We start from the raw sequence: 18,205 nt of genomic DNA, 5'->3' as shown, positions 1-18,205 counted from the left end.
CGGCGTTAGGTTTTGGTCTCTCAAGTGCAAGTAGTCAGCATCAGCAGCCTTAAGGGTGGAGTCGGCAAGACTTCCGTCACCACAGGATTGGCGTCTGCGGCGCTGGCCGCGGGAATCAGGACCCTCGTGGTGGACCTCGATCCCCACGCGGACGCAACCACGGCCCTGGGCGTGCAGCCCGGCGAGCAGCTTGATATCGGACGGATGCTCAAGAGCCCCCGCCGTGCCAAACTCGCCGAGAACGTAGTGCGGAGTAACTGGAGCGCCCGCGCCCACTCAAACGGTTCCGGCCCCGCTGTCCTGGACGTCGCCGTCGGCTCCGCCTATACGGGGATCTACGACCGTCCGGACCTTGGCCGCCGCGACCTTCGCCGGCTCACCGCGGTCCTGGCCGGTGCAGGCAACTATCAGCTGGTGCTGATCGACTGCCCGCCGTCGCTCAACGGCCTTACCCGGATGGCGTGGTCCGCCAGCGACAAGGTGGCACTTGTGGCCGAACCCGGGCTCTTCTCGGTGGCGGGCACGGAGCGGACCATGCGCGCCATCCAGCTCTTCAAGCAGGAGTTCGCCCCCAACCTTTCACCGGCCGGCATCGTCGCCAACCGGGTGCGGACCGGCTCCTCCGAGCACACCTACCGGCTGGCCGAGATGGAGTCGATGTTTGGCGAGCTGCTGCTGAGCCCGCGGATCCCGGAGCAGGCCAACTGGCAGCAGATCCAGGGCGCAGCGCATCCGGTGCACCACTGGCCGGGCGACTCCGCCAAATCCGCCGCCGCCCTGTTCGATGAGCTGCTGGCCAACCTGATGGCTGCGGGCAGCGGCCTCCGAAGCCGCGCGCGCTAGGGACAAACCTTAAACGAACAGGGGCCGCACCCCTCCGGGAGGAGTGCGGCCCCTGTTTGTTGGTCTGCAGGTCAGCTGATCTTGCGAGCCGCCCGCCGTTTGCTGAGCTCATCGTCAGGGAACGTCTGCTCGGCGGCGTGCTCGCTGGGCAGTGATGCCAGGCTGCCCTCCACCTCGCGCCATACGCGGCCCACTGCGATACCGAAGACACCCTGGCCGCCCTGGACGAGATCAATAACCTCATCGGCGGAGGTACATTCGTAAACACTGGCGCCGTCACTCATCAGGGTGATCTGGGCAAGGTCTTCCACGCCGCGTTCACGCAGGTGCTCCACGGCGGTGCGGATCTGCTGGAGGGAGACCCCGGTATCAAGGAGCCGTTTGACCACCTTGAGGACCAGGATGTCGCGGAATCCGTAGAGGCGCTGCGAGCCGGACCCGGCCGCGCCGCGTACGGCGGGCTCCACCAGTCCGGTCCTGGCCCAGTAATCGAGCTGCCTGTAAGTGATCCCGGCCGCCTTGCACGCGGTGGGACCGCGGTAGCCGGCGTCCTCGTCCAGGACAGGGAGGTCTTCGGTAAAGAGGAGGCCCTGGGCACCGCTTACGGGCACGGTGGCACCGGCCGTGGGCTGCTTCAGCCCGCCTGCTTCACCTTTAGGACTCACCTGGATCCTCCTTGTCGTACGCTCCCGGGAACAACTGCAGCAGCGTGGGCATGAAGACCATGCATGTAATTCTCGCGGGGCGCACTTTCCAGTGTGACTTGCGCGGCTGCCGTAAGCAATGGGAACTTGATACTTCGACGTTAGGCCCGGAGGGTCGCAAGGTCAAAGATGTTGGGGCTTTGAAGGGGCGTGTCGAAACTTTCAGCCTCAACTTTAACCTTAACGTGACCTAGCCGTCGAAGTCTTCCGGCTCCACGTCATCGAGGAATTCACGGAACCTGCGCAACTCGCGCTCCTCGTCCACCGTGGGGTTCGGCTCCGTGTCCTCGCCTTCGTCGTGCTCGGTGATGCGGACTCCGGCTTCGTCCATCACCGAGTCTGCGCACCAGATGCGGCACTTCGCCCTCAGGGCGATAGCGAGGGCGTCAGAGGCCCGCGAACTGACAGTGGTGCCGTTCTCGAACTGCAGCTGCCCGTAGAAAATGTTGTCCTCCACGGCAACAATGTTCACGCTGACCACCGAGTGGCCCAGCGATTCCACGACGTCAACCAGGAGGTCGTGCGTCATGGGCCGGGGCGGAACCACGCCCTGCTGGGCTAGGGCGATGGCGCTGGCCTCGGGCGTTCCGATCCAGATAGGGACGTGGCGCTCCCCATGCATCTCCCGGAGCAGCACCAGTGGCTGGTTGGACGGCAGTTCGATCCGAACGCCAACAATCTCGACTTCAATCATCAGATGTCCATGCGTGAGATGTGGTCCTGCACCAAAGCACGGTGCAGGGTGAGGCAGAGGTCGCTGATTTCGCGGGCTGCCTCAGCTGCACGCGCCTGGGATGCGGAGTCCTTGCGGGACGCCAGGGGCGCCACCGCGCGTTCCACGAGGCCGAACTCCCGTTCTGCGGCCGCCTGGAAGGGACGGAGGTGGCGTGGCTCAAGTCCATGGCCCTCGAGTTGAACGCAGGCGCGCGCAACCTGGAGGGCATGTTCGTCGAACCGGCCATTGGTGTGACTGATGAGGCCGAAGTCCAGGAGGGACTTCAGGAGCGGGACGCTGGCGCCGGATTCCGTCCGCAGCTGCTCTTCGGTGAGCTTGCGGCCATGGTTCTGGAGTTCGGCAGCGAGTTCGTCGGACACGATCCGCGGTGAAACCACGACGCCGGGCGGCAGGTTTTCCGGACGCTCTCCCCTGTCGATGGCATCGAGGTAGTCCTTGATGACCTTCAGGGGGAGGTACTGGTCCCGCTGCAACGCAAGGACGAACCGAAGGCGTTCGACGTCGCCGTCAGAGTACTGCCGGTAACCGGCCGGAGTGCGTCGGGGGTTGATAAGGCCCTTTTCCTCAAGGAACCGGATCTTCGATGCTGTCATGCCCGGGAAGTCGGCACTGAGCTGGGCGAGTACCTCGCCAATGTTCAGGACCTGGGGTCCCCGGCGTTCGGGTTGTGCCATTGCCACAGGCAGCGGTCCCCGGATCAGCCGCGGCCTGCAGCTGTGGCAGGGCTCAGGTAGAAGGTAAGGCGGAACTTGCCAATCTGGACTTCGCTGCCCGATTTGAGCTCCACTGCGTCCACGCGGTCGTGGTTGACGTACGTGCCGTTCAGGCTGTTCCGGTCCACCACTTCAAAGCTGCGTGCCGTGCGCCGGAATTCGACGTGGCGGCGGGAAACTGTGACGTCATCGAGGAAGATGTCAGCGTCAGGGTGGCGGCCCGCCGTCGTAACGTCAGAGTCGAGGAGGAAGCGCGCTCCGGCGTTCGGTCCGCTGTGGGCTACCAGCAGCGCCGAACCCGCAGGCAGGGCCTCGACGGAGTTGCGCTCCTCGAGGGAGAGCTTGGGTGCGATGGTGGGCTCATCCCGAATGGGGGTGAGATGGATCGAGGTGGTCTCCGACGCCTTAGCCGCACCCGTGCCGTATTCCCCATCGGCAGGGTTCTGTGTGTGGCCAGCCATGGATTCCTCCTCTTCCCGCTGCCGCCCGTCAGGGCTGCAGCCAACGTTTGCCCGCCGGACCTTCCCGGCAGGCCCGGTCCCGGCTCCGCATCCGGCCGTTGACGTGCGAAGACGTTCGTGCCTGCGAGGCGGGCCGGACCGGATTTACCGGTTAGCTTTAGCCTACCTGCTGTTCGTACTCGGATGCACTGAGCAACGAGTCAACAGCGTCTGCTTCGGCGAGTTTGACCTCGATCAGCCAGCCGTCACCGTACGGATCAGTGTTGATGAGTGCGGAATCGGAGTCCAGTGACTCGTTGCGGGCCACAATTTCGCCCGAAACCGGCGCGTAGATGTCGCTGACGCTCTTGGTGGATTCGACTTCGCCCACCACTTCGTTGGCCGTAACCTTTGTACCCACTTCAGGCATCTGCGCGTACACAACATCCCCAAGGGCGTCCTGGGCAAAGTCGGTGATGCCCACGCGGACCACGCCGTCAGCGTTGGGGGCAGTGACCCACTCGTGCTCGGCGGTGTAGGACAGGTCTTCGGGAATGTTGCTCATTGGGGGCCTTTCGTAGGGCTGGACACCAAGGTCAGGAGGCGCGGAAACGAGCCGCCGCTGAAAGTATAGGCATATCTGCCGGGGCGTCACGGGGGTGTCTGCGAAGATGGGACGCATGATTGCGCATCGTTGTGCCGGACTGTGCGGAGAGGGCGGGTAACCATGCCGGAGCTTCCCGAGGTGGCCGGCCTGGCCACCTTCCTGGATGAACAGCTGCGTGGCGCCGTCCTGACCAAACTGCAGGTCGTTTCCTTCGCGGTGCTCAAGACGGCGGATCCTCCCTTCAACGCGATTGAGGGCCGCACCGTGGCCGGAGTCCGCCGCTTTGGGAAGTTCATCAGCATCGACACCGACGGCATATCCCTGGTGTTCCACCTGGCCCGCGCCGGCTGGCTCCGCTTCACGGACTCCCCCGCAGACAGCCAGTTGAAAATGGGCAAAGGGCTGATTGCCGTCCGCTGTGCTTTCTCCGGACCGGACGGCCCGCGCGGATTCGACCTCACGGAGGCCGGCACCAAAAAGAGCCTCGCAGTGTACGTCGTGCGGGATCCGCAGGACGTGCCCGGCATCGCCGCGCTGGGTCCGGATCCGTTCACGGAAGCGTTCGACGCCGGCATGCTGGCCGAGATCCTCGGGGCCAGTTCCCAGCAGATCAAGGGCCTCCTGCGCAGCCAGAGCGTCATCGCCGGCATTGGGAACGCCTACAGCGACGAAATCCTGCATGCGGCCCGCATTTCCCCGTTTGCCACCGCCAAATCCCTGGACCGGGAAACAGTCCAGGTGCTGTACGAGGCCATCCACGGCATTCTGGGCGAAGCACTGGCCGAAGCCCAAGGCAAGCCCCCGAAGGATTTGAAGGACGTCAAGCGCAGCCATATGCGCGTCCACGCGCGCACGGGGTTGCCGTGCCCGGTCTGCGGGGACACCGTGCGGGAGGTGTCCTTTGCCGACACAGCGCTCCAGTACTGCCCCACCTGCCAGACCAAGGGCAAGATCCTTGCTGACCGCCGCACATCCAAGTTCCTGAAATAGCTGGCCCAAAAACGGAAGCAGGGACGTTCCGTCCAACCGACGGCGGGACCGCATACCATCCGGGGCCACCCGTGACGGGCAGTGGTTTTCTGGCTGCGGTTATCTTGAGCGGCCGCACCGGTTAGAGGGGTGGCGCCCCAAATGCCCCACTGCCCCCTATTTGCAGGGAATTCCAGGTAAGGGAAGCGGCGCTCTTCCCACGCGCAAAACACCTTAGTATCGTTGACGTTACGTCCGTCACAGTGCACACAGCACGCGGACGGAAGATGGCTACATGAGGGTCCAGACCCGGGCGCTCACTTTCCCCAACAAAGTGCCTATCTGGGCCAATTTCAAGTATTCAGTCATCACTGGCGCGCCTGCCACCCGTGGACCCGGGGGAACCAAAGGTCCACTTCCTTGGTAGCCGCCAGCACCCTCAAGCTCGGCGCCTACTACTCTTGCACCCGCCGGACTTGAGTGACGACCGCAAACAGGCGAGTCGACAACGACGTGGACGGCCACTATGTGACGGCCCGTACCCGCCTATTCTGCCTGCTCCTGCGGGGTATCGATCAATTCGATCACCTGAGGAAAATGTCATGAAGAGAACAGCACGTTTTTTGAGTTCGACTGTCCTGGTGGCAGGACTCACGCTCGGCGGCTCGGCAACTGCCGCTTTCGCCAACAGCAACGACAAGGTCAGCGACCACAACTCGTCCTATTCCAGGACGTACGACAAAGACCGGCACGACCGCAGCGACCGTGACCGCGACCACCGGTACCTCTTCATCTGTTTCGACCGCCGCGGCAACCACTGGTTTGAGTGGGGCGACAGGTACGACAACAGGAGGAATTGCTACGTGATCCGCGTGCGGTACTGATCTGCCGGTGCATCACTTAACGCTTGCGGGCGTTAACGCAAAAGGGCCGCTTTCCGGAGTCATTCCGGAAAGCGGCCCTTCGTGGTCGGGCTGACAGGATTTGAACCTGCGACCCCTTGACCCCCAGTCAAGTGCGCTACCAAGCTGCGCTACAGCCCGCTGGTTCCGCCGTTCTCCGCTGCAGGTTATCCCGGATTCCTCCGAAGATTTCCATCAGCAGTCCGGCCGAACCACCTAGAAGAGCTTACACGATCGAAAGGGGTGCGGATGACACTTTCCGGGAATCGGGCCCGGACGTGTCGGAGTCAACACCCGTTCTAGCGCTTCTTGCCGCGCTTTTCGCGCACGCGCATGTTGACCTCAATGGGCGTGCCCTCGAAACCGAAAGTTTCGCGGAGCCTGCGCGTGATGAACCGGCGGTAGCCCGGGTCCAGGAAACCGGTGGTGAAGAGCACGAACTTGGGCGGCCGGCTTGAAGCCTGGGTGCCGAAGAGGATACGCGGCTGCTTTCCACCGCGGACTGGGTGCGGGTGCGCCGCTACCAGCTCGCCCAGGAAGGCATTGAGCCTGCCGGTGGGGATGCGCCTGTCCCAGTTCTCCAGGGCGAGGTCCAGGGCAGGGACCAGGCGGTCCTTGTGCCAGCCGGTCAGGGCCGAGATGTTCACGCGCGGCGCCCAGGCCACGTGGGCCAGGTCCTGTTCAATTTCACGTTCCAGGTAAGTGCGGCGTTCGTCGTCGAGCAGGTCCCACTTGTTGAAAGCCAGCACCAGGGCGCGGCCCGACTCGATGGCCAGCTGAAGGATACGGACGTCCTGTTCGCTGAGGACCTCGTCCACGGCGAGGAGCACGACGGCGACCTCCGCCTTCTCAAGGGCGGCCTGCGTCCGCAGCGAGGCGTAGTAGTCAGCGCCCTGGGCCATGTGCTGGCGGCGGCGGATACCTGCAGTGTCCACGAAGCGCCAGGTGCGGTCGCCAAGTTCAATGAACTCGTCCACGGGATCCCTGGTAGTGCCGGCGGTGTTGTCCACCACCACGCGTTCGGTTCCCGCAAGCTTGTTCAACAGCGAGGACTTGCCCACGTTGGGGCGGCCAATCAGCGCGATGCGGCGGGGGCCGCCGGAACGCTCCACGCCTTCAACGGTGGAAAACTCCGGCAGGACATCCATGACGTGGTCAAGGAGGTCAGCCACGCCGCGGCCGTGCAGGGCGGAAACCGGGTACGGCTCGCCGAAACCAAGGCCCCACAATGCGGCGCTGTCGGCTTCCTGGGCGAAGTCGTCCACTTTGTTGGCCACCATGATGACCGGCTTCTTGCTGCGGCGGAGCATCTTCATGACGCCTTCATCCGTGGCGGTGGCGCCGACGGCGGAGTCGACCACGAAGAGGACGGCGTCGGCGAGTTCCACAGCCATCTCGGCCTGCTCGGCAACCCGGGCGTGGATGCCACGGGCGTCGTGTTCCCACCCGCCGGTGTCAACCAGGGTGAAGTTGCGGCCGTTCCAGCTTGCCGAGTACATGACGCGGTCGCGGGTGACACCGGGGGTATCCTCCACCACTGCTTCGCGGCGGCCGAGGATGCGGTTCACCAGCGTGGACTTGCCCACATTGGGCCGGCCGATGATGGCCAGGACAGGATCCAGCTTGGCGGGACCGTCCAGGTCATCGTCGCCGTATTCGCCGCTTAGAAGGGCGGCGTCTTCCTCATCCAGCTCGTAATCCTCCAGGCCTGCCCGGAGGGAGGCAGCACGGAGTTCGGCTTCGTCGTCGCCGATCGCCGCAAGCCGCTCGGCCACCTGGTCGGTGCCGGAGGGCGTGTACTCGTACTCGGCGGAGCCGGAATGCCCGGATGTCTGCGTGGTGTCGCTCATTGCACTGTCCTTAGTGGTCATCTGCCGGCGTCCCGGCTACTGCTGTTAAGTCTTGGGGAGCCTCAGCGAACGGCAACGGCTGCCCACTGAGCTGAATGGCGTCGCGGACGTGCCCGGCCAGCGCTGCGCGGATTTCCTGCGCCGCCCTGTCCATTGAAGCACGGCCTGTTTCCCCTGCCCTGCGGGTCAGGGTCAGGGCGGGGCCGAAGGCCACATGGAACCGGCGGCCCGGCCGGGGTACGGAGTCGAGGTGTTCCCCGCCAACACGCGTGCCCAGGATGGCCACCGGCACCACGGGTGCGCCGGAATTGAGGGCAAGCCAGGCAACGCCGCCGCTGATCCCCGCGGCGTCCCCGCTCCCCCGCGTACCTTCGGGCAGGATCCCGACGCAACGCCCGGCGTCGAGCACGTCCTTGCACCGTTGCAGCGCGGCACGGTCGCCGCGCCGGTCCACCGGCAACTGCCCGGAGGCGTTCAGTACGCGGCCAAGGAATCCCTTGAACATCTCCTGCTTGACCAGGATGTGCATGGGCCGCGGCGCGGCCCCGAACATGACCGGTCCGTCCAGGTAGCTGATGTGGTTGCCGGCAAAGATTACCGGGCCGCCGGTGGGGACGTTGTCCCGGCCGGTCACGGTGGTGCGGTAGACGAGGTGGTCAAGGATCCAGCCGACAGGCCTGCTCCAGGCCATGGTCCAGCCCGCGGGCGCCCCGGTGGTGCCCTCAGTCACGGTTGAGGACCTTGGTGACAATCACCAGTGCGGCATCCACGGTCTGCTCAAAGTCCAGGTCCGAGGAGTCCAGCGTCACCACGCCGGAAGCAGCCTGGGTGAAGTTCACCACCGCTGAGTCCTTGGCGTCGCGGTGTGTGACCTGGGCTGCGAGTTCTTCGGCGTTCTGCGTCCCGCCGAGCTGGAGGCCGCGCCGGCGCAGCCGGGCTTCCTCGCTGGCAGTCAGGAGCATGCGCACCTCAGCACCGGGGGCGACGACGGTGGTGATGTCCCGGCCTTCCACCACCATGCGTCGGTGGTGCTTTTCGATCAAATCGCGCTGGCGCCGGATCAGTTCGGTCCGTGCACCCAAGGTGGTGGCCACCGCGCTGACGGCGGAGGAAATGGCGGGCTCGCGGATGGCGTCCGTGACGTCCACGCCGTCCACCCTGACGTATTCCTCGTTGGGGCTGGTGCTGACTTCCAGCACCAGGTCCCGCGAGGCCTGTTCCACGGCTGCGGCGTCCTCGAGGTCTATGCCGGTGGTGACGCAGTGCCAGGTGAGGGCCCGGTACATCGCCCCGGTATCCAGGTAGGCAATCCGCAGCCTCCGGGCCACTTCCTTGCTGACGCTGGATTTGCCGGAACCGGAGGGGCCGTCAATGGCAACAACGAGCGGCCGGCCGATGCGCAGGGCGCGCACGGATTCGAGGAGTTCTTGTGTCATTACTGAAGTACCCGCCATCCGCGGTCGTTGAGGGCTTCGATCAGGTGGTCATGCTTATTGGGCAGCACGGATATTTCCACCATACCGACGTTCTGTCCGGAGGAGTGGTCAAGCCTCAGGTCTTCCAGGTTCACGCCGATTTCACCGATCTCGGTGAGCAGCTGCGCAATCTGGCCGGGCCGGTCGTCCACCAGCACGGTAAGCCAGGAATACGCCTGCGGCGGGCCGCCATGCTTGCCGGGGATCCGGGCCTGGCCGGCATTGCCCTCGCTCATCAGCTGGGCGAGATCCAGCCTCGCCCCCGGCGCGGTGGGGTTTTCCAGCGTTCCGATCAGGCGGTTCAGGTCTTCCCGGACGCCGTAGAGGATGTCCACTACCTTGCCGGCGTTACCGCCCAGAATCTGCACCCACAGGGTGGGATCGCTGGCGGCAATCCTGGTGACATCCCGCAGCCCGTTCCCTGCCAGGGACAACGCAGGCAGCGGTGTCCCCTGCAGCCGGCTGGCCAGCAAGGAGGACATCACCTGGGGCAGGTGCGAAACGAGCGCTACCGCTTCGTCGTGCTCGTCCGGGGTGAACTGAGAAACGACGGCGCCCAGGTCCGTTGCGAGCGAACGCGCAATCTGAAGGGCTGCTGCGGAGGTCTCCTCCGAGGGGCACACCACCCACGGCATGGACGTGAACAGCTCACCGCGGGCCGCAACCGGTCCGGACTTTTCGCGTCCGGCCATGGGGTGCGTTCCCACATAGCGTGCCAGGTCCGTGCCGCTGCTCCGAAGGCTCGACAGGATGCCTGCCTTGACGCTGGCGATGTCCACCACCACGGCGTCCGGGTAATCGGACAGCGCGGTGGTGATTACCTCGGCCGTGACGTCCGGCGGCGCCGCCACCACTACCAACTGCGGTGCTGCACCGGCCAGCTCCACGAGGGGCCGGCCAGCTCCGATGTCAACAGCCACCGCCTGGTTGGTGGGCGAAGGGTCGGACAGGAAGACGGGGACGCCGCGGCCCCTCAAGCCCAGGCCTATGCTCGTCCCCAGCAGTCCTGTGCCGAGCACGACGACGGGCCCGTCCAGGTGCCCGCGGCCGTGGCTCTTGAACGCGGACATGCCTCAGAGTCCTACGGACGCCAGCAGGTGGCCGACTTCCTGCTTGCCGAGGTTGCGGATGCTGCCCTGGCGCTGGTCGCCCAAACCGATGGGTCCCACCTTGACGCGGACCAACCGCTGCACGGGGAAACCAACGGCATCGAACATGCGGCGGACGATGCGGTTCTTGCCCGAGTGCAGTACCACTTCGATCAGCACGTGCCCGGGAGTGGAGTCCACCAGGCGGAACGAGTCCACGGCTGCCGGCCCGTCTTCGAGTTCCACACCGGCCTTCAGCTGCGCGCCGATTCCCTGCGGGAACGGGCCGCGCACCTGGACCAGGTAGGTCTTGGGCACTTCGTAGGAAGGGTGGGTGAGGCGGTTGGCCAGTTCGCCGTCGTTCGTCAGGAGCAGCAGCCCCTCGGTGGCGACGTCGAGGCGGCCTACATGGAACAACCGCTCGCCGGTGTTCTTGTTGTTCTTGAGGAAGTCGCTGATGCACGGCCGGCCATCGGGATCCTCCATGGTGGACACAACGCCCTTGGGCTTGTTGAACACCATGTAGACGAGGTTTTCGTCCAGCTGGATGCGGAGTCCGTCCACGTGGATGACCGCCGTTGTGGGATCGATGCGGACCCCAAGCTCGGTCACTACCTGGCCGTCCACCTCCACCCGGCCTTCAGCAATCATCTCTTCGCAGACGCGCCGGGACGCGACTCCAGCGGAGGCCATGACTTTTTGCAGGCGTACGCCGTCGGCGTCGTGCAGCTCAGACTGGGGAACGTCGGTGCGGGGGCGCTTCTTGCGGCCCGGCTTCCGGACCGGCCCGAGGTTCTGCCCGAAGCGCTCGCTGCCGAAGGCGCGGGAGGCCGCTGCGCCGGGAGCACCCGTGCGGGGCTTGGGCTTCAGGGCACCCGGGGTTCCCGGAGCTTTCTTTGCGCCCGGCTTGCGGGCAGCAGGCTTCCGGGAAGAAGGCTTGCTGGACCTCTCCGGCGCACCATCTTGCTGGGAACCGGCCAAATCCGGGTCGATGAACCGTTCTTCGCGCGGCTTGGGGGCGCGGTGCGGCCGGTCGCTGCCGAAACCCTGGCCGCGCTGGCCGCCGCCGGCGGAACCTCCGCTGAATCCTCCGCCGGCTGTCCCCCTGCGGGGGGTGTTGCCTTGCGGCTTGTTCCGGTCCGCGCCGCCGCGTCCGGAGCTGTTACGTGGTGAACCCTGGCGTCCCGCCTGTGTCATGACCCGTCCTCTGCTGTTTTCGCCGGCAAAGCTGTCCACGGACAACCCTAGCCAGCCGGGCAGAAATTATCTGCCCTGGTGGATATTCATCTGCAGGCCGGATCTTCCGGACCTACATTCTGTCGGCGTCGTAGAACTCCGCGATGCTTTCCAGCCCCGGGAGGTGGGGGGAAAGCTGCGGAAGCCCGGCCACAGAGCTGATTCCCATCCGTTCAAGGAAGGAGGAGGTGGTCCGGTAAAGGATGGCCCCGGACTCGGGATCCGTTCCCGCGTCCTCGATCAGCCCGCGTTGGGCAAGTGTCCGTACGACAGAGTCAACATTGACCCCGCGAATTGCAGACACTCGAGCCCGGGAAACGGGCTGCCGGTAAGCGATGACCGCCAGCGTTTCCAATGCCGCCTGCGTGAGCCTGGCAGTCTGCCCCTCGAGCACATACTTCCCGACGATGTCGGCAAAGTCCGGGCGGGAGTAGATCCGCCAGCCACCGGCGATGTTCCGCAATTCAAAACCCCGGGGGCTGGAGCCAAAGCCAGTTGAACTGGCCTGTTCCTCATCCGGGGCGTTAACAGTATACCCGTTGTAATCAGCCTGAAGATCCGCCAGCAACTCCCGGACCTCCCCCAGCGTCAGTTCCAGTCCGGCCGCCAGTTCATCTTCGGTGGCCGGCTGGTCAACCACCATGAGCACGGCTTCAAGCGCGGCCTTGGCGCCACCGGGCAGGTCGCGGAGGCTGGATCGGGCATCGTCATGGCCCTCGGCGCTGTCAGCGGTGTTCACGGTTGTTCCTCATATTCTTCGCTCAGGTTTTCCGCTGACCAGTCGCGCTCCCCTGCCGTCCAGTGGATGGCCAGGTCCGCGAGCGGTGACAGCTGGTCGAAGGCCACGGCCCTGTCCCGGTACAGCTCCAGGAGGGCCAGGAACCGTGCCACCACCACCAGGGTCGAGTCGGCGTCTGCGGTCAGCGCCCTGAAGGTCAGGGGTGATTCCTGCTGCAGGCGGATACCCAGGATCCCCGCCTGTTCTTTGACGCTGACAGTGCCGCCATGCAGGTGCCCCAAGCCGACCTCGGTTGGCTTCGGCGCCTTGGGCCGAAGGGCGGCGGCGGCGAGGGCGGCGAACTGCTCCGGGGTGTGCTTCCACACAAGCTCGGGAAGCATCGCTGCGAAATGCTCCTCGAGAGCCACCTGGCGGGGAAACCTCCGGCCTTCCTCGTGGAGGGTACCGCTCAGGAGCCCTGCCACCTGCTTGAAGGCTTTGTACTGCAGCAGGCGGGCAAACAGGAGGTCCCTGGCCTCCAGGAGGGCGATATCCTCGTCGCTCTCCACCTCGCCGGCGGGCAGCAGCCGGGCCGCCTTCAGGTCCAGCAGTGTGGCTGCGATGACCAGGAACTCACTGGCCTCGTCCAGCGCCCAGTCCTCGCCAAGTTCCCGCAGCTTGCGGATGTACTTGATGAACTCATCGGTGACTGTCGCAATGGCAACTTCGGTGATGTCGAGCTGGTGCTTGGCGATGAGTCCGAGAAGGAGGTCGAACGGGCCGGTGAAGTTGGCCAGCCGCACCTCAAAGCCGGGCTTGGATTCGGCCACGGCGTGGCTAGGGTGCGCCGCCGCGCGAAATGAGCTCCTTGGCGAGGCGGCGGTAGGCGTCCGCTCCCACGTGGGTGCCGGCGTAGCTGGTGATGGGCTCTGCGGCCACCGTGGCGTCCGCGAACTTGATGGAGCGCTTGATGACCGTTTCGAAAACCTTGTCCCCGAAAGCTTCCACCAGGCGGGTAATGACTTCCCGGCTGTGCAGGGTGCGGGCGTCATACATGGTGGCCAACACGCCATCAACCTGAAGGCGCGGGTTGAGCCGGTCCTGGACCTTGTCGATGGTTTCGACCAGCAGTGCTACCGCGCGCAGGGCGAAGAATTCGCAGATCAGCGGGATGATGACGCCGTGGGCGGCGGTGAGGGCGTTGACGGTCAGCAGGCCGAGGGACGGCTGGCAGTCGATGAGGACAACGTCGTAATCGTCTTCGACCTTCTTCAGCGCACGGTCCAGGACCTGCTCGCGGGCTACCTCGTTGACCAGCTGCACTTCGGCAGCGGAAAGGTCGATGTTGGCAGGCAGCAGGTCGACGTTCTCCACGCCGGTATGGTGGATGGCTTCGCGGATGTCCACCTTGCGGTCCATCAGGACGTTGTAGACCGTGAGGTCCAGCTCGTGGGGATTGACGCCCAGGCCGGCCGACAGCGCACCCTGGGGATCGAAGTCCACCAGCAGGACGCGCCGCCCATATTCGGCGAGGGCTGCCGCGAGGTTGATCGTGGACGTGGTCTTCCCGACGCCGCCTTTTTGGTTGACCATGGCGATGACGCGCGCGGGCCCATGGGAGGGCAGCGGCGCGGGTTCGGGGAACTCACGCAATGGGCGACCCGTAGGGCCCATCACCGCGTTGTCGAGGTCGAATTCCGTGCCTTCCAGAGTTGCCGCACCCTGTTCGCTGCTCACGTATCTGTCCACACTTTCGATGACGGTGACTTGCTTGCCGCTGGATCCCCAGCGCCGTTCCTTCCTTTCAAGGCTACAGCCGCCGACACGGCATTCCGGGTAACTTGACTTTCTTCGAATGTTGAGCCTTGACCCTCTAGTTGAGGTCGAAGGTTGAGGCTTCTGATACCCAAAACGGCCCCCGGAGCGTGCTCCGGGGGCCGTTTGAGTGCAAGGCGGGGTTTAGGCGCTGGCGGCAGCCTTCGCGCCTTCTTCCTTCGGCGCAAGCTCGCCGTGCCCGGCGATCATGGTCTGCTCGTCGAAGGGCAGCTCGCCGGAGAGGACCCGGGTAACCTGTCCGCCGTCGATTTCCTTGACCCAGGTACCAATCAGGACCGTGGCAACAGCGTTGCCGGTGAAGTTGGTCAGGGCGCGGGCTTCGGACATGAAGCGGTCGATGCCGACGATCATGCCCACGCCGCCCAGGAGTTCGGGCTTGTGGGCCTGCAGGCCTGCTGCAAGCGTTGCCAGGCCGGCGCCGGTGACGCCGGCTGCACCCTTGGACGCGATGATCATGAAGATCAGCAGGGAGATCTGGGCGCCCAGGTCCAGCGGGGTTCCCATGGCGTTGGCCACGAACAGGGAGGCCATGGTCAGGTAGATGGCCGTGCCGTCGAGGTTGAAGGAGTAGCCGGTGGGTACGGTGACGCCGACAACCGGCTTGGACACACCGAGGTGCTCCATCTTGGCAATCAGGCGGGGAAGCGCTGCTTCGGACGACGACGTGGAGAAGATCAGCAGGTATTCGCGGCCAAGGTACTTCATCAGCTTGAAGATGTTGACGCCGGAGACAACCTGGAGGATGCCGCCGAGGATGACGACGATGAACAGTGCGCAGGTGATGTAGAACGCGATCATCAGCGTGAACATGCTGACGATGGCCTGGAAGCCGGTGGCGCCGACCACTGCTGCGATGGCACCAAAGGCGCCGACCGGAGCCAGCCACATGATCATGATCAGGATCCGGAAGACGAGAGCCTGTCCGTGCCCGATGGCCTTGAGGATGGGGGCTCCCGAGGGGCCCATCTTCTGCAGTGCGAAGCCGACCAGGATGGCTGCGAGCAGCGTGGGCAGCACGGGGATGTCGCTCGGAATGATGCCGAGCAGGAAGTCCACGGTGCTGTCAGTGGCGGCCTTCTTGTTGGGATCGTACGGCGTGAGCTTGAGTCCCTCGCCGGGGTGGATCAGGTTGCCCACCACGAGGCCGATGGCCAGGGCGAAGGTGGACATGACTATGAAGTAGCCCAGCGCCAGGCCGCCGACCTTGCCCACCGTTGCGGCTTTGGCAATGGAGCCGATGCCCAGGACGATGGTGCAGAAGATCACCGGGGCGATCATCATCTTGATCAGCTTGATGAACCCGTCACCGAGCGGCTTGAGGGATTTGCCAACTTCCGGGAACAGCAGGCCCACCAGGGCGCCCAGGATAACGGCGGCAATAACGGCGATGTAGAGGTAATGCGACTTGTCGAGGCCTTTGCGCCGCGGCGCCGCGGTGTCCAGGGACTCTCCCCGTTGAGAAGCCATGATGTGTCTCCTTTGGATAATCTGATAGACGCTGCGGCACAGTCACTGGGCTCACACGTCCTGCGGTGTGATATCCATCATTGGCCACACCGTGATCCAGCTCACCGTTGCGTTCATATTGGTCGCGGCGCAGGTGCTGGGTGACCCAGCCAGGCGCCCGGAGACGGAGGGAAAGGTACTGATGATCCACCGCTGGAGTATCGCCCGCCGGCTCTTTGTGGCGAACCTGTTGATTGTGGTGTCCTTCATCGCCGTGGTGGGAACTGCGGCCTACGTGGACGCCCGGGACCGGACGTACAGCGAAGCGGGCCTGCGGATGACCGGCATCGCCACTTCGATCGCGTCCAACCCGCTGGTGCTGCAGGCCGCCGGGACCCGGGACCCGTCGTCGATCCTGCAGCCCTATGCCCTCGACGTCATGGAGGAAGCCCACGTCGATTTCATCACCATCATGGCCCCGGACCGGACCCGCTGGACCCACCCGAGGAACGAGGAGCTGGGCAAGCCGTACATCGGGTCCGTCGATGCGGCGCTGCGGGGCGAGACGTTCACCGAGGTCACCTCCGGCACCCTGGGCCCCTCCGTGCGCACCATAGTTCCGGTGAAGGACGACGCCGGCACGGTCCGCGCCCTCGTGGCCGCCGGGGTGACGGTGGGCACCGTCGACGTCGCCTTCGCGGCGCGCCTTCCGGCCCTGGCCGCCATCGGCCTCGCATTGCTGGTGGGTGGCTCGCTGGCCTCGTGGCTCCTGGGCAGGTACCTCCGGCGCGTCACCCGCGGCTGGGGGCCCGAGCAGCTCTCCCAGCTGTTCGCCTACTACGAATCCGTACTGCACTCTGTCCGCGAGGGACTGATCCTGATCGACACCCGGGGACGGGTGGTGATGTACAACGACCAGGCTGCAGAGCTGCTCGGCCTTGCCCAGACCGGCAGCAGCGACCCCACCCGGCCCCCGTCGCTGTCAGATCTTCCACTCGACGAGGGACTCCGCAACCTTTTCGAGTCCGGGCGCCCGGCCAGTGACGAGATTGTCCTTACCGGTTCACGGGTCCTGGTAGTGAACCAGGGCCCGGCCAAGGGGCCGGAGCCCTTCGGACCCCGGGGCAGGACACCCGTGTACGGTACGGTGGCCACCCTCCGCGACCGGACGGAGATCGAGGCGCTGGGCAATGAGCTGGAAACCATGCGCACCCTTTCCGATGCCCTGCGGGCACAAACCCATGAGCATGCCAACAGGCTGCACACCATGGTGTCTCTGCTGGAATTGGGACGGACCCAAGAAGCACTGGATTTCGCCACGAAGGACCTGGAGTTGAGCCAGCAACTGACCGATGACATGGTCAGCTCGGTGGACGAACCGGTCCTTGGCGCCTTGGTGATGGGCAAGGCGGCTGAAGCGCACGAACGCGGGGTGCACCTGGAAGTCACCGCCCTCGGTTCGGGCACGTCGGCAGGAATTGCTGTGCAGGACCTGGTCACGGTCCTCGGCAACCTGCTGGACAACGCCATCGACGCCGCGGCCGACGCTCCCCCGCCGCGCCGGGTGGAGCTGACGGTAGAGTCGGACGTTGAGGGGCTGGATATCGCCGTCCACGACTCAGGAGCCGGCATCGATCCGGCGTCTGCAGAGAACATGTTCCGGCATGGTTTCAGCACCAAACCCGCCGGCCCCGGCGCGCGCGGCATAGGCCTGGCTTTGGTTCGCCAGGCTGTGCAGCGCCTCGGCGGCTCGCTGGTCATCAACGGGCGCCGGGGTGCCAAATTCGAGGTGTTCCTGCCGGCAGCGGTGGCGGCGGTGGCACCGGAGGCGGCCGTGCCGGAAAATTCACCCGGTGCGCGGAACAGGGATACCGGAACTGCTGCCGGGTCAGACGCTGCCGGAAAGGGAGCATAAAGCGTGAGCAATATTCGCGTCCTCGTCGTTGAGGACGAAGCCATCGCCTCGGCCGCCCACGCGGCCTACGTTGGACGGCTGCCGGGCTTTGAACTGGCGGGCACGGCGCCCGACGGGCAATCGGCGCTGCGGCTGCTGGGCGATTTCGCGGCATCCGGCAGTCCCGTGGAACTCGTCCTGCTGGATATGAACCTCCCGGACCTGCACGGGCTGGACATTGCCCGCCGCATGCGGGCGGCCGGCCTGCTCGCGGACATCATCGCCATCACCGCCGTCCGGGAGCTCGCCGTCGTGCGCAGCGCCGTGGCCATCGGCGTGGTGCAGTACCTCATCAAGCCGTTCACCTTCGCCACGTTCTCGGACAAGCTTGAAAGTTACCGCCAGTTCCGGCAGCAGCTGGCGGACGGCGTGGGCGCGGCAGGAAAGGCCGGAGCCTCCCAGAGTGAAGTGGACCAGGCGTTCGCGAGCCTGCGGGCACCTTCCGAGCTTCCGCTGCCGAAGGGACTGTCCACCTCCACACTGGACTCCGTCAAGGACTTCCTCAAGGCACAGCAGAATGCCGTCTCCGCCACCGAGGTCATGGATGCGCTGGGGATGTCCCGCGTCACGGCGCGCCGCTACCTTGAGTACCTGGCCGACGCCGGAACGGTACAGCGGACGGCCAGGTACGGAACCCCGGGGCGCCCGGAGAACGAGTACCGCTGGAGCGGACGCTGAGAAGGTCCAG

At 65.3% G+C, this 18,205-nt stretch carries 19 protein-coding genes and 1 tRNA gene; 5 read left to right on the top strand and 15 right to left on the bottom strand.

All coding sequences use genetic code 11. From position 1 onward, the window contains the following. Window positions 1-24 precede the first annotated feature (24 nt). Window positions 25-843: a ParA family protein gene (locus ACP3TD_RS08525; RefSeq protein ID WP_426766763.1), complete on the top strand. Its 819-nt coding sequence runs from the start codon at window positions 25-27 to the stop codon at window positions 841-843. A 71-nt stretch (window positions 844-914) separates the two neighbouring features. Here ACP3TD_RS08525 and ACP3TD_RS08520 read toward each other — a convergent pair whose 3' ends face one another. From ACP3TD_RS08520 to gcvH, 5 genes are all read right to left on the bottom strand, one after another. Continuing rightward, the gene (locus ACP3TD_RS08520) at window positions 915-1,508 is read right to left on the bottom strand and encodes a MerR family transcriptional regulator (RefSeq protein ID WP_091719445.1); all 594 of its coding nucleotides are present in this window, start codon (window positions 1,506-1,508) and stop codon (window positions 915-917) included. A 229-nt stretch (window positions 1,509-1,737) separates the two neighbouring features. After that, window positions 1,738-2,241: a bifunctional nuclease family protein gene (locus ACP3TD_RS08515; protein WP_015936753.1), complete on the bottom strand. Its 504-nt coding sequence runs from the start codon at window positions 2,239-2,241 to the stop codon at window positions 1,738-1,740. Continuing rightward, window positions 2,241-2,957 carry a MerR family transcriptional regulator gene (locus ACP3TD_RS08510; RefSeq protein WP_015936752.1) on the bottom strand — a complete coding sequence of 239 codons (717 nt, stop codon included), beginning with the start codon at window positions 2,955-2,957 and terminating at the stop codon, window positions 2,241-2,243. Before ACP3TD_RS08510 ends, ACP3TD_RS08515 begins: the two co-directional genes overlap by 1 nt. 23 nt (window positions 2,958-2,980) lie before the next feature. Next, window positions 2,981-3,457, bottom strand: a complete 477-nt coding sequence (locus ACP3TD_RS08505) for an FHA domain-containing protein (protein ID WP_015936751.1) — start codon at window positions 3,455-3,457, stop codon at window positions 2,981-2,983. Between the two features lie 157 nt (window positions 3,458-3,614). Beyond that, window positions 3,615-4,001, bottom strand: a complete 387-nt coding sequence (gene gcvH, locus ACP3TD_RS08500; RefSeq protein WP_015936750.1) for a glycine cleavage system protein GcvH — start codon at window positions 3,999-4,001, stop codon at window positions 3,615-3,617. 162 nt (window positions 4,002-4,163) lie between these two features. On the opposite strand from gcvH, the gene ACP3TD_RS08495 reads away from it, so the two are divergent. Both ACP3TD_RS08495 and ACP3TD_RS08490 read left to right on the top strand, forming a co-directional pair. Beyond that, complete coding sequence (locus ACP3TD_RS08495; RefSeq protein ID WP_426766759.1) at window positions 4,164-5,033, top strand: Fpg/Nei family DNA glycosylase; 870 nt, start codon at window positions 4,164-4,166, stop codon at window positions 5,031-5,033. Between the two features lie 581 nt (window positions 5,034-5,614). After that, window positions 5,615-5,896, top strand: a complete 282-nt coding sequence (locus ACP3TD_RS08490; protein WP_426766758.1) for a hypothetical protein — start codon at window positions 5,615-5,617, stop codon at window positions 5,894-5,896. A gap of 82 nt (window positions 5,897-5,978) precedes the next feature. On the opposite strand, the gene ACP3TD_RS08485 is transcribed toward ACP3TD_RS08490, so the two are convergent. The 10 genes from ACP3TD_RS08485 to ACP3TD_RS08440 form a co-directional block, all read right to left on the bottom strand. Then, window positions 5,979-6,055: transfer RNA gene (locus ACP3TD_RS08485), tRNA-Pro, on the bottom strand. Window positions 6,056-6,213: 158 nt separating this feature from the next. After that, window positions 6,214-7,764, bottom strand: a complete 1,551-nt coding sequence (gene der, locus ACP3TD_RS08480) for a ribosome biogenesis GTPase Der (RefSeq protein WP_426766756.1) — start codon at window positions 7,762-7,764, stop codon at window positions 6,214-6,216. 10 nt (window positions 7,765-7,774) lie between these two features. Beyond that, window positions 7,775-8,455 (bottom strand): lysophospholipid acyltransferase family protein, encoded by a 681-nt coding sequence (locus ACP3TD_RS08475; protein WP_426767172.1) that lies wholly within the window; start codon window positions 8,453-8,455, stop codon window positions 7,775-7,777. 31 nt (window positions 8,456-8,486) lie between these two features. After that, entirely contained in the window at window positions 8,487-9,200 is a 714-nt protein-coding gene (cmk, locus tag ACP3TD_RS08470; protein ID WP_015936745.1) for a (d)CMP kinase, read from the bottom strand. Then, window positions 9,200-10,309 carry a prephenate dehydrogenase gene (locus tag ACP3TD_RS08465; protein ID WP_426766754.1) on the bottom strand — a complete coding sequence of 370 codons (1,110 nt, stop codon included), beginning with the start codon at window positions 10,307-10,309 and terminating at the stop codon, window positions 9,200-9,202. The genes cmk and ACP3TD_RS08465 overlap by 1 nt, the downstream gene beginning before the upstream one ends. A gap of 3 nt (window positions 10,310-10,312) precedes the next feature. Further along, a complete protein-coding gene (locus ACP3TD_RS08460; protein WP_426766752.1) occupies window positions 10,313-11,524 on the bottom strand; it encodes a pseudouridine synthase in 1,212 nt (403 codons plus the stop codon). A gap of 112 nt (window positions 11,525-11,636) precedes the next feature. Further along, window positions 11,637-12,302 (bottom strand): SMC-Scp complex subunit ScpB, encoded by a 666-nt coding sequence (gene scpB / locus ACP3TD_RS08455; RefSeq protein WP_426766751.1) that lies wholly within the window; start codon window positions 12,300-12,302, stop codon window positions 11,637-11,639. Continuing rightward, complete coding sequence (locus ACP3TD_RS08450; protein ID WP_426766750.1) at window positions 12,299-13,111, bottom strand: segregation and condensation protein A; 813 nt, start codon at window positions 13,109-13,111, stop codon at window positions 12,299-12,301. Before ACP3TD_RS08450 ends, scpB begins: the two co-directional genes overlap by 4 nt. A gap of 7 nt (window positions 13,112-13,118) precedes the next feature. Next, window positions 13,119-14,018 (bottom strand): ParA family protein, encoded by a 900-nt coding sequence (locus ACP3TD_RS08445; RefSeq protein ID WP_045732436.1) that lies wholly within the window; start codon window positions 14,016-14,018, stop codon window positions 13,119-13,121. Window positions 14,019-14,240: 222 nt separating this feature from the next. Further along, entirely contained in the window at window positions 14,241-15,584 is a 1,344-nt protein-coding gene (locus ACP3TD_RS08440) for a cation:dicarboxylate symporter family transporter (protein WP_426766748.1), read from the bottom strand. 181 nt (window positions 15,585-15,765) lie between these two features. Between ACP3TD_RS08440 and ACP3TD_RS08435 the strand changes: the two genes are divergently transcribed. Beyond that, window positions 15,766-17,478, top strand: coding sequence for an ATP-binding protein (locus ACP3TD_RS08435; RefSeq protein ID WP_426767171.1), 1,713 nt, complete (start codon window positions 15,766-15,768; stop codon window positions 17,476-17,478). 3 nt (window positions 17,479-17,481) lie between these two features. Continuing rightward, the gene (locus tag ACP3TD_RS08430; protein WP_426766746.1) at window positions 17,482-18,195 is read left to right on the top strand and encodes a response regulator; all 714 of its coding nucleotides are present in this window, start codon (window positions 17,482-17,484) and stop codon (window positions 18,193-18,195) included. Window positions 18,196-18,205: the final 10 nt, after the last annotated feature.

The sequence above is a fragment of the Pseudarthrobacter sp. 1G09 genome, assembly GCF_050038305.1.
GTDB lineage: Bacteria > Actinomycetota > Actinomycetes > Actinomycetales > Micrococcaceae > Arthrobacter > Arthrobacter equi.
This window is presented reverse-complemented; position numbering and strand designations above follow the sequence as displayed.

Coding starts and splice junctions, on each gene's coding strand:
- der (WP_426766756.1), bottom strand. CDS start 7,764: ATGAGCGACACCACGCAGACATCCGGGCATTCCGGCTCCGCCGAGTAC.
- ACP3TD_RS08475 (WP_426767172.1), bottom strand. CDS start 8,455: ATGGCCTGGAGCAGGCCTGTCGGCTGGATCCTTGACCACCTCGTCTAC.
- cmk (WP_015936745.1), bottom strand. CDS start 9,200: ATGACACAAGAACTCCTCGAATCCGTGCGCGCCCTGCGCATCGGCCGG.
- ACP3TD_RS08460 (WP_426766752.1), bottom strand. CDS start 11,524: ATGACACAGGCGGGACGCCAGGGTTCACCACGTAACAGCTCCGGACGC.
- gcvH (WP_015936750.1), bottom strand. CDS start 4,001: ATGAGCAACATTCCCGAAGACCTGTCCTACACCGCCGAGCACGAGTGG.
- ACP3TD_RS08505 (WP_015936751.1), bottom strand. CDS start 3,457: ATGGCTGGCCACACACAGAACCCTGCCGATGGGGAATACGGCACGGGT.
- ACP3TD_RS08510 (WP_015936752.1), bottom strand. CDS start 2,957: ATGGCACAACCCGAACGCCGGGGACCCCAGGTCCTGAACATTGGCGAG.
- ACP3TD_RS08495 (WP_426766759.1), top strand. CDS start 4,164: ATGCCGGAGCTTCCCGAGGTGGCCGGCCTGGCCACCTTCCTGGATGAA.
- ACP3TD_RS08435 (WP_426767171.1), top strand. CDS start 15,766: ATGATCCACCGCTGGAGTATCGCCCGCCGGCTCTTTGTGGCGAACCTG.
- ACP3TD_RS08465 (WP_426766754.1), bottom strand. CDS start 10,309: ATGTCCGCGTTCAAGAGCCACGGCCGCGGGCACCTGGACGGGCCCGTC.
- ACP3TD_RS08515 (WP_015936753.1), bottom strand. CDS start 2,241: ATGATTGAAGTCGAGATTGTTGGCGTTCGGATCGAACTGCCGTCCAAC.
- ACP3TD_RS08490 (WP_426766758.1), top strand. CDS start 5,615: ATGAAGAGAACAGCACGTTTTTTGAGTTCGACTGTCCTGGTGGCAGGA.
- ACP3TD_RS08440 (WP_426766748.1), bottom strand. CDS start 15,584: ATGGCTTCTCAACGGGGAGAGTCCCTGGACACCGCGGCGCCGCGGCGC.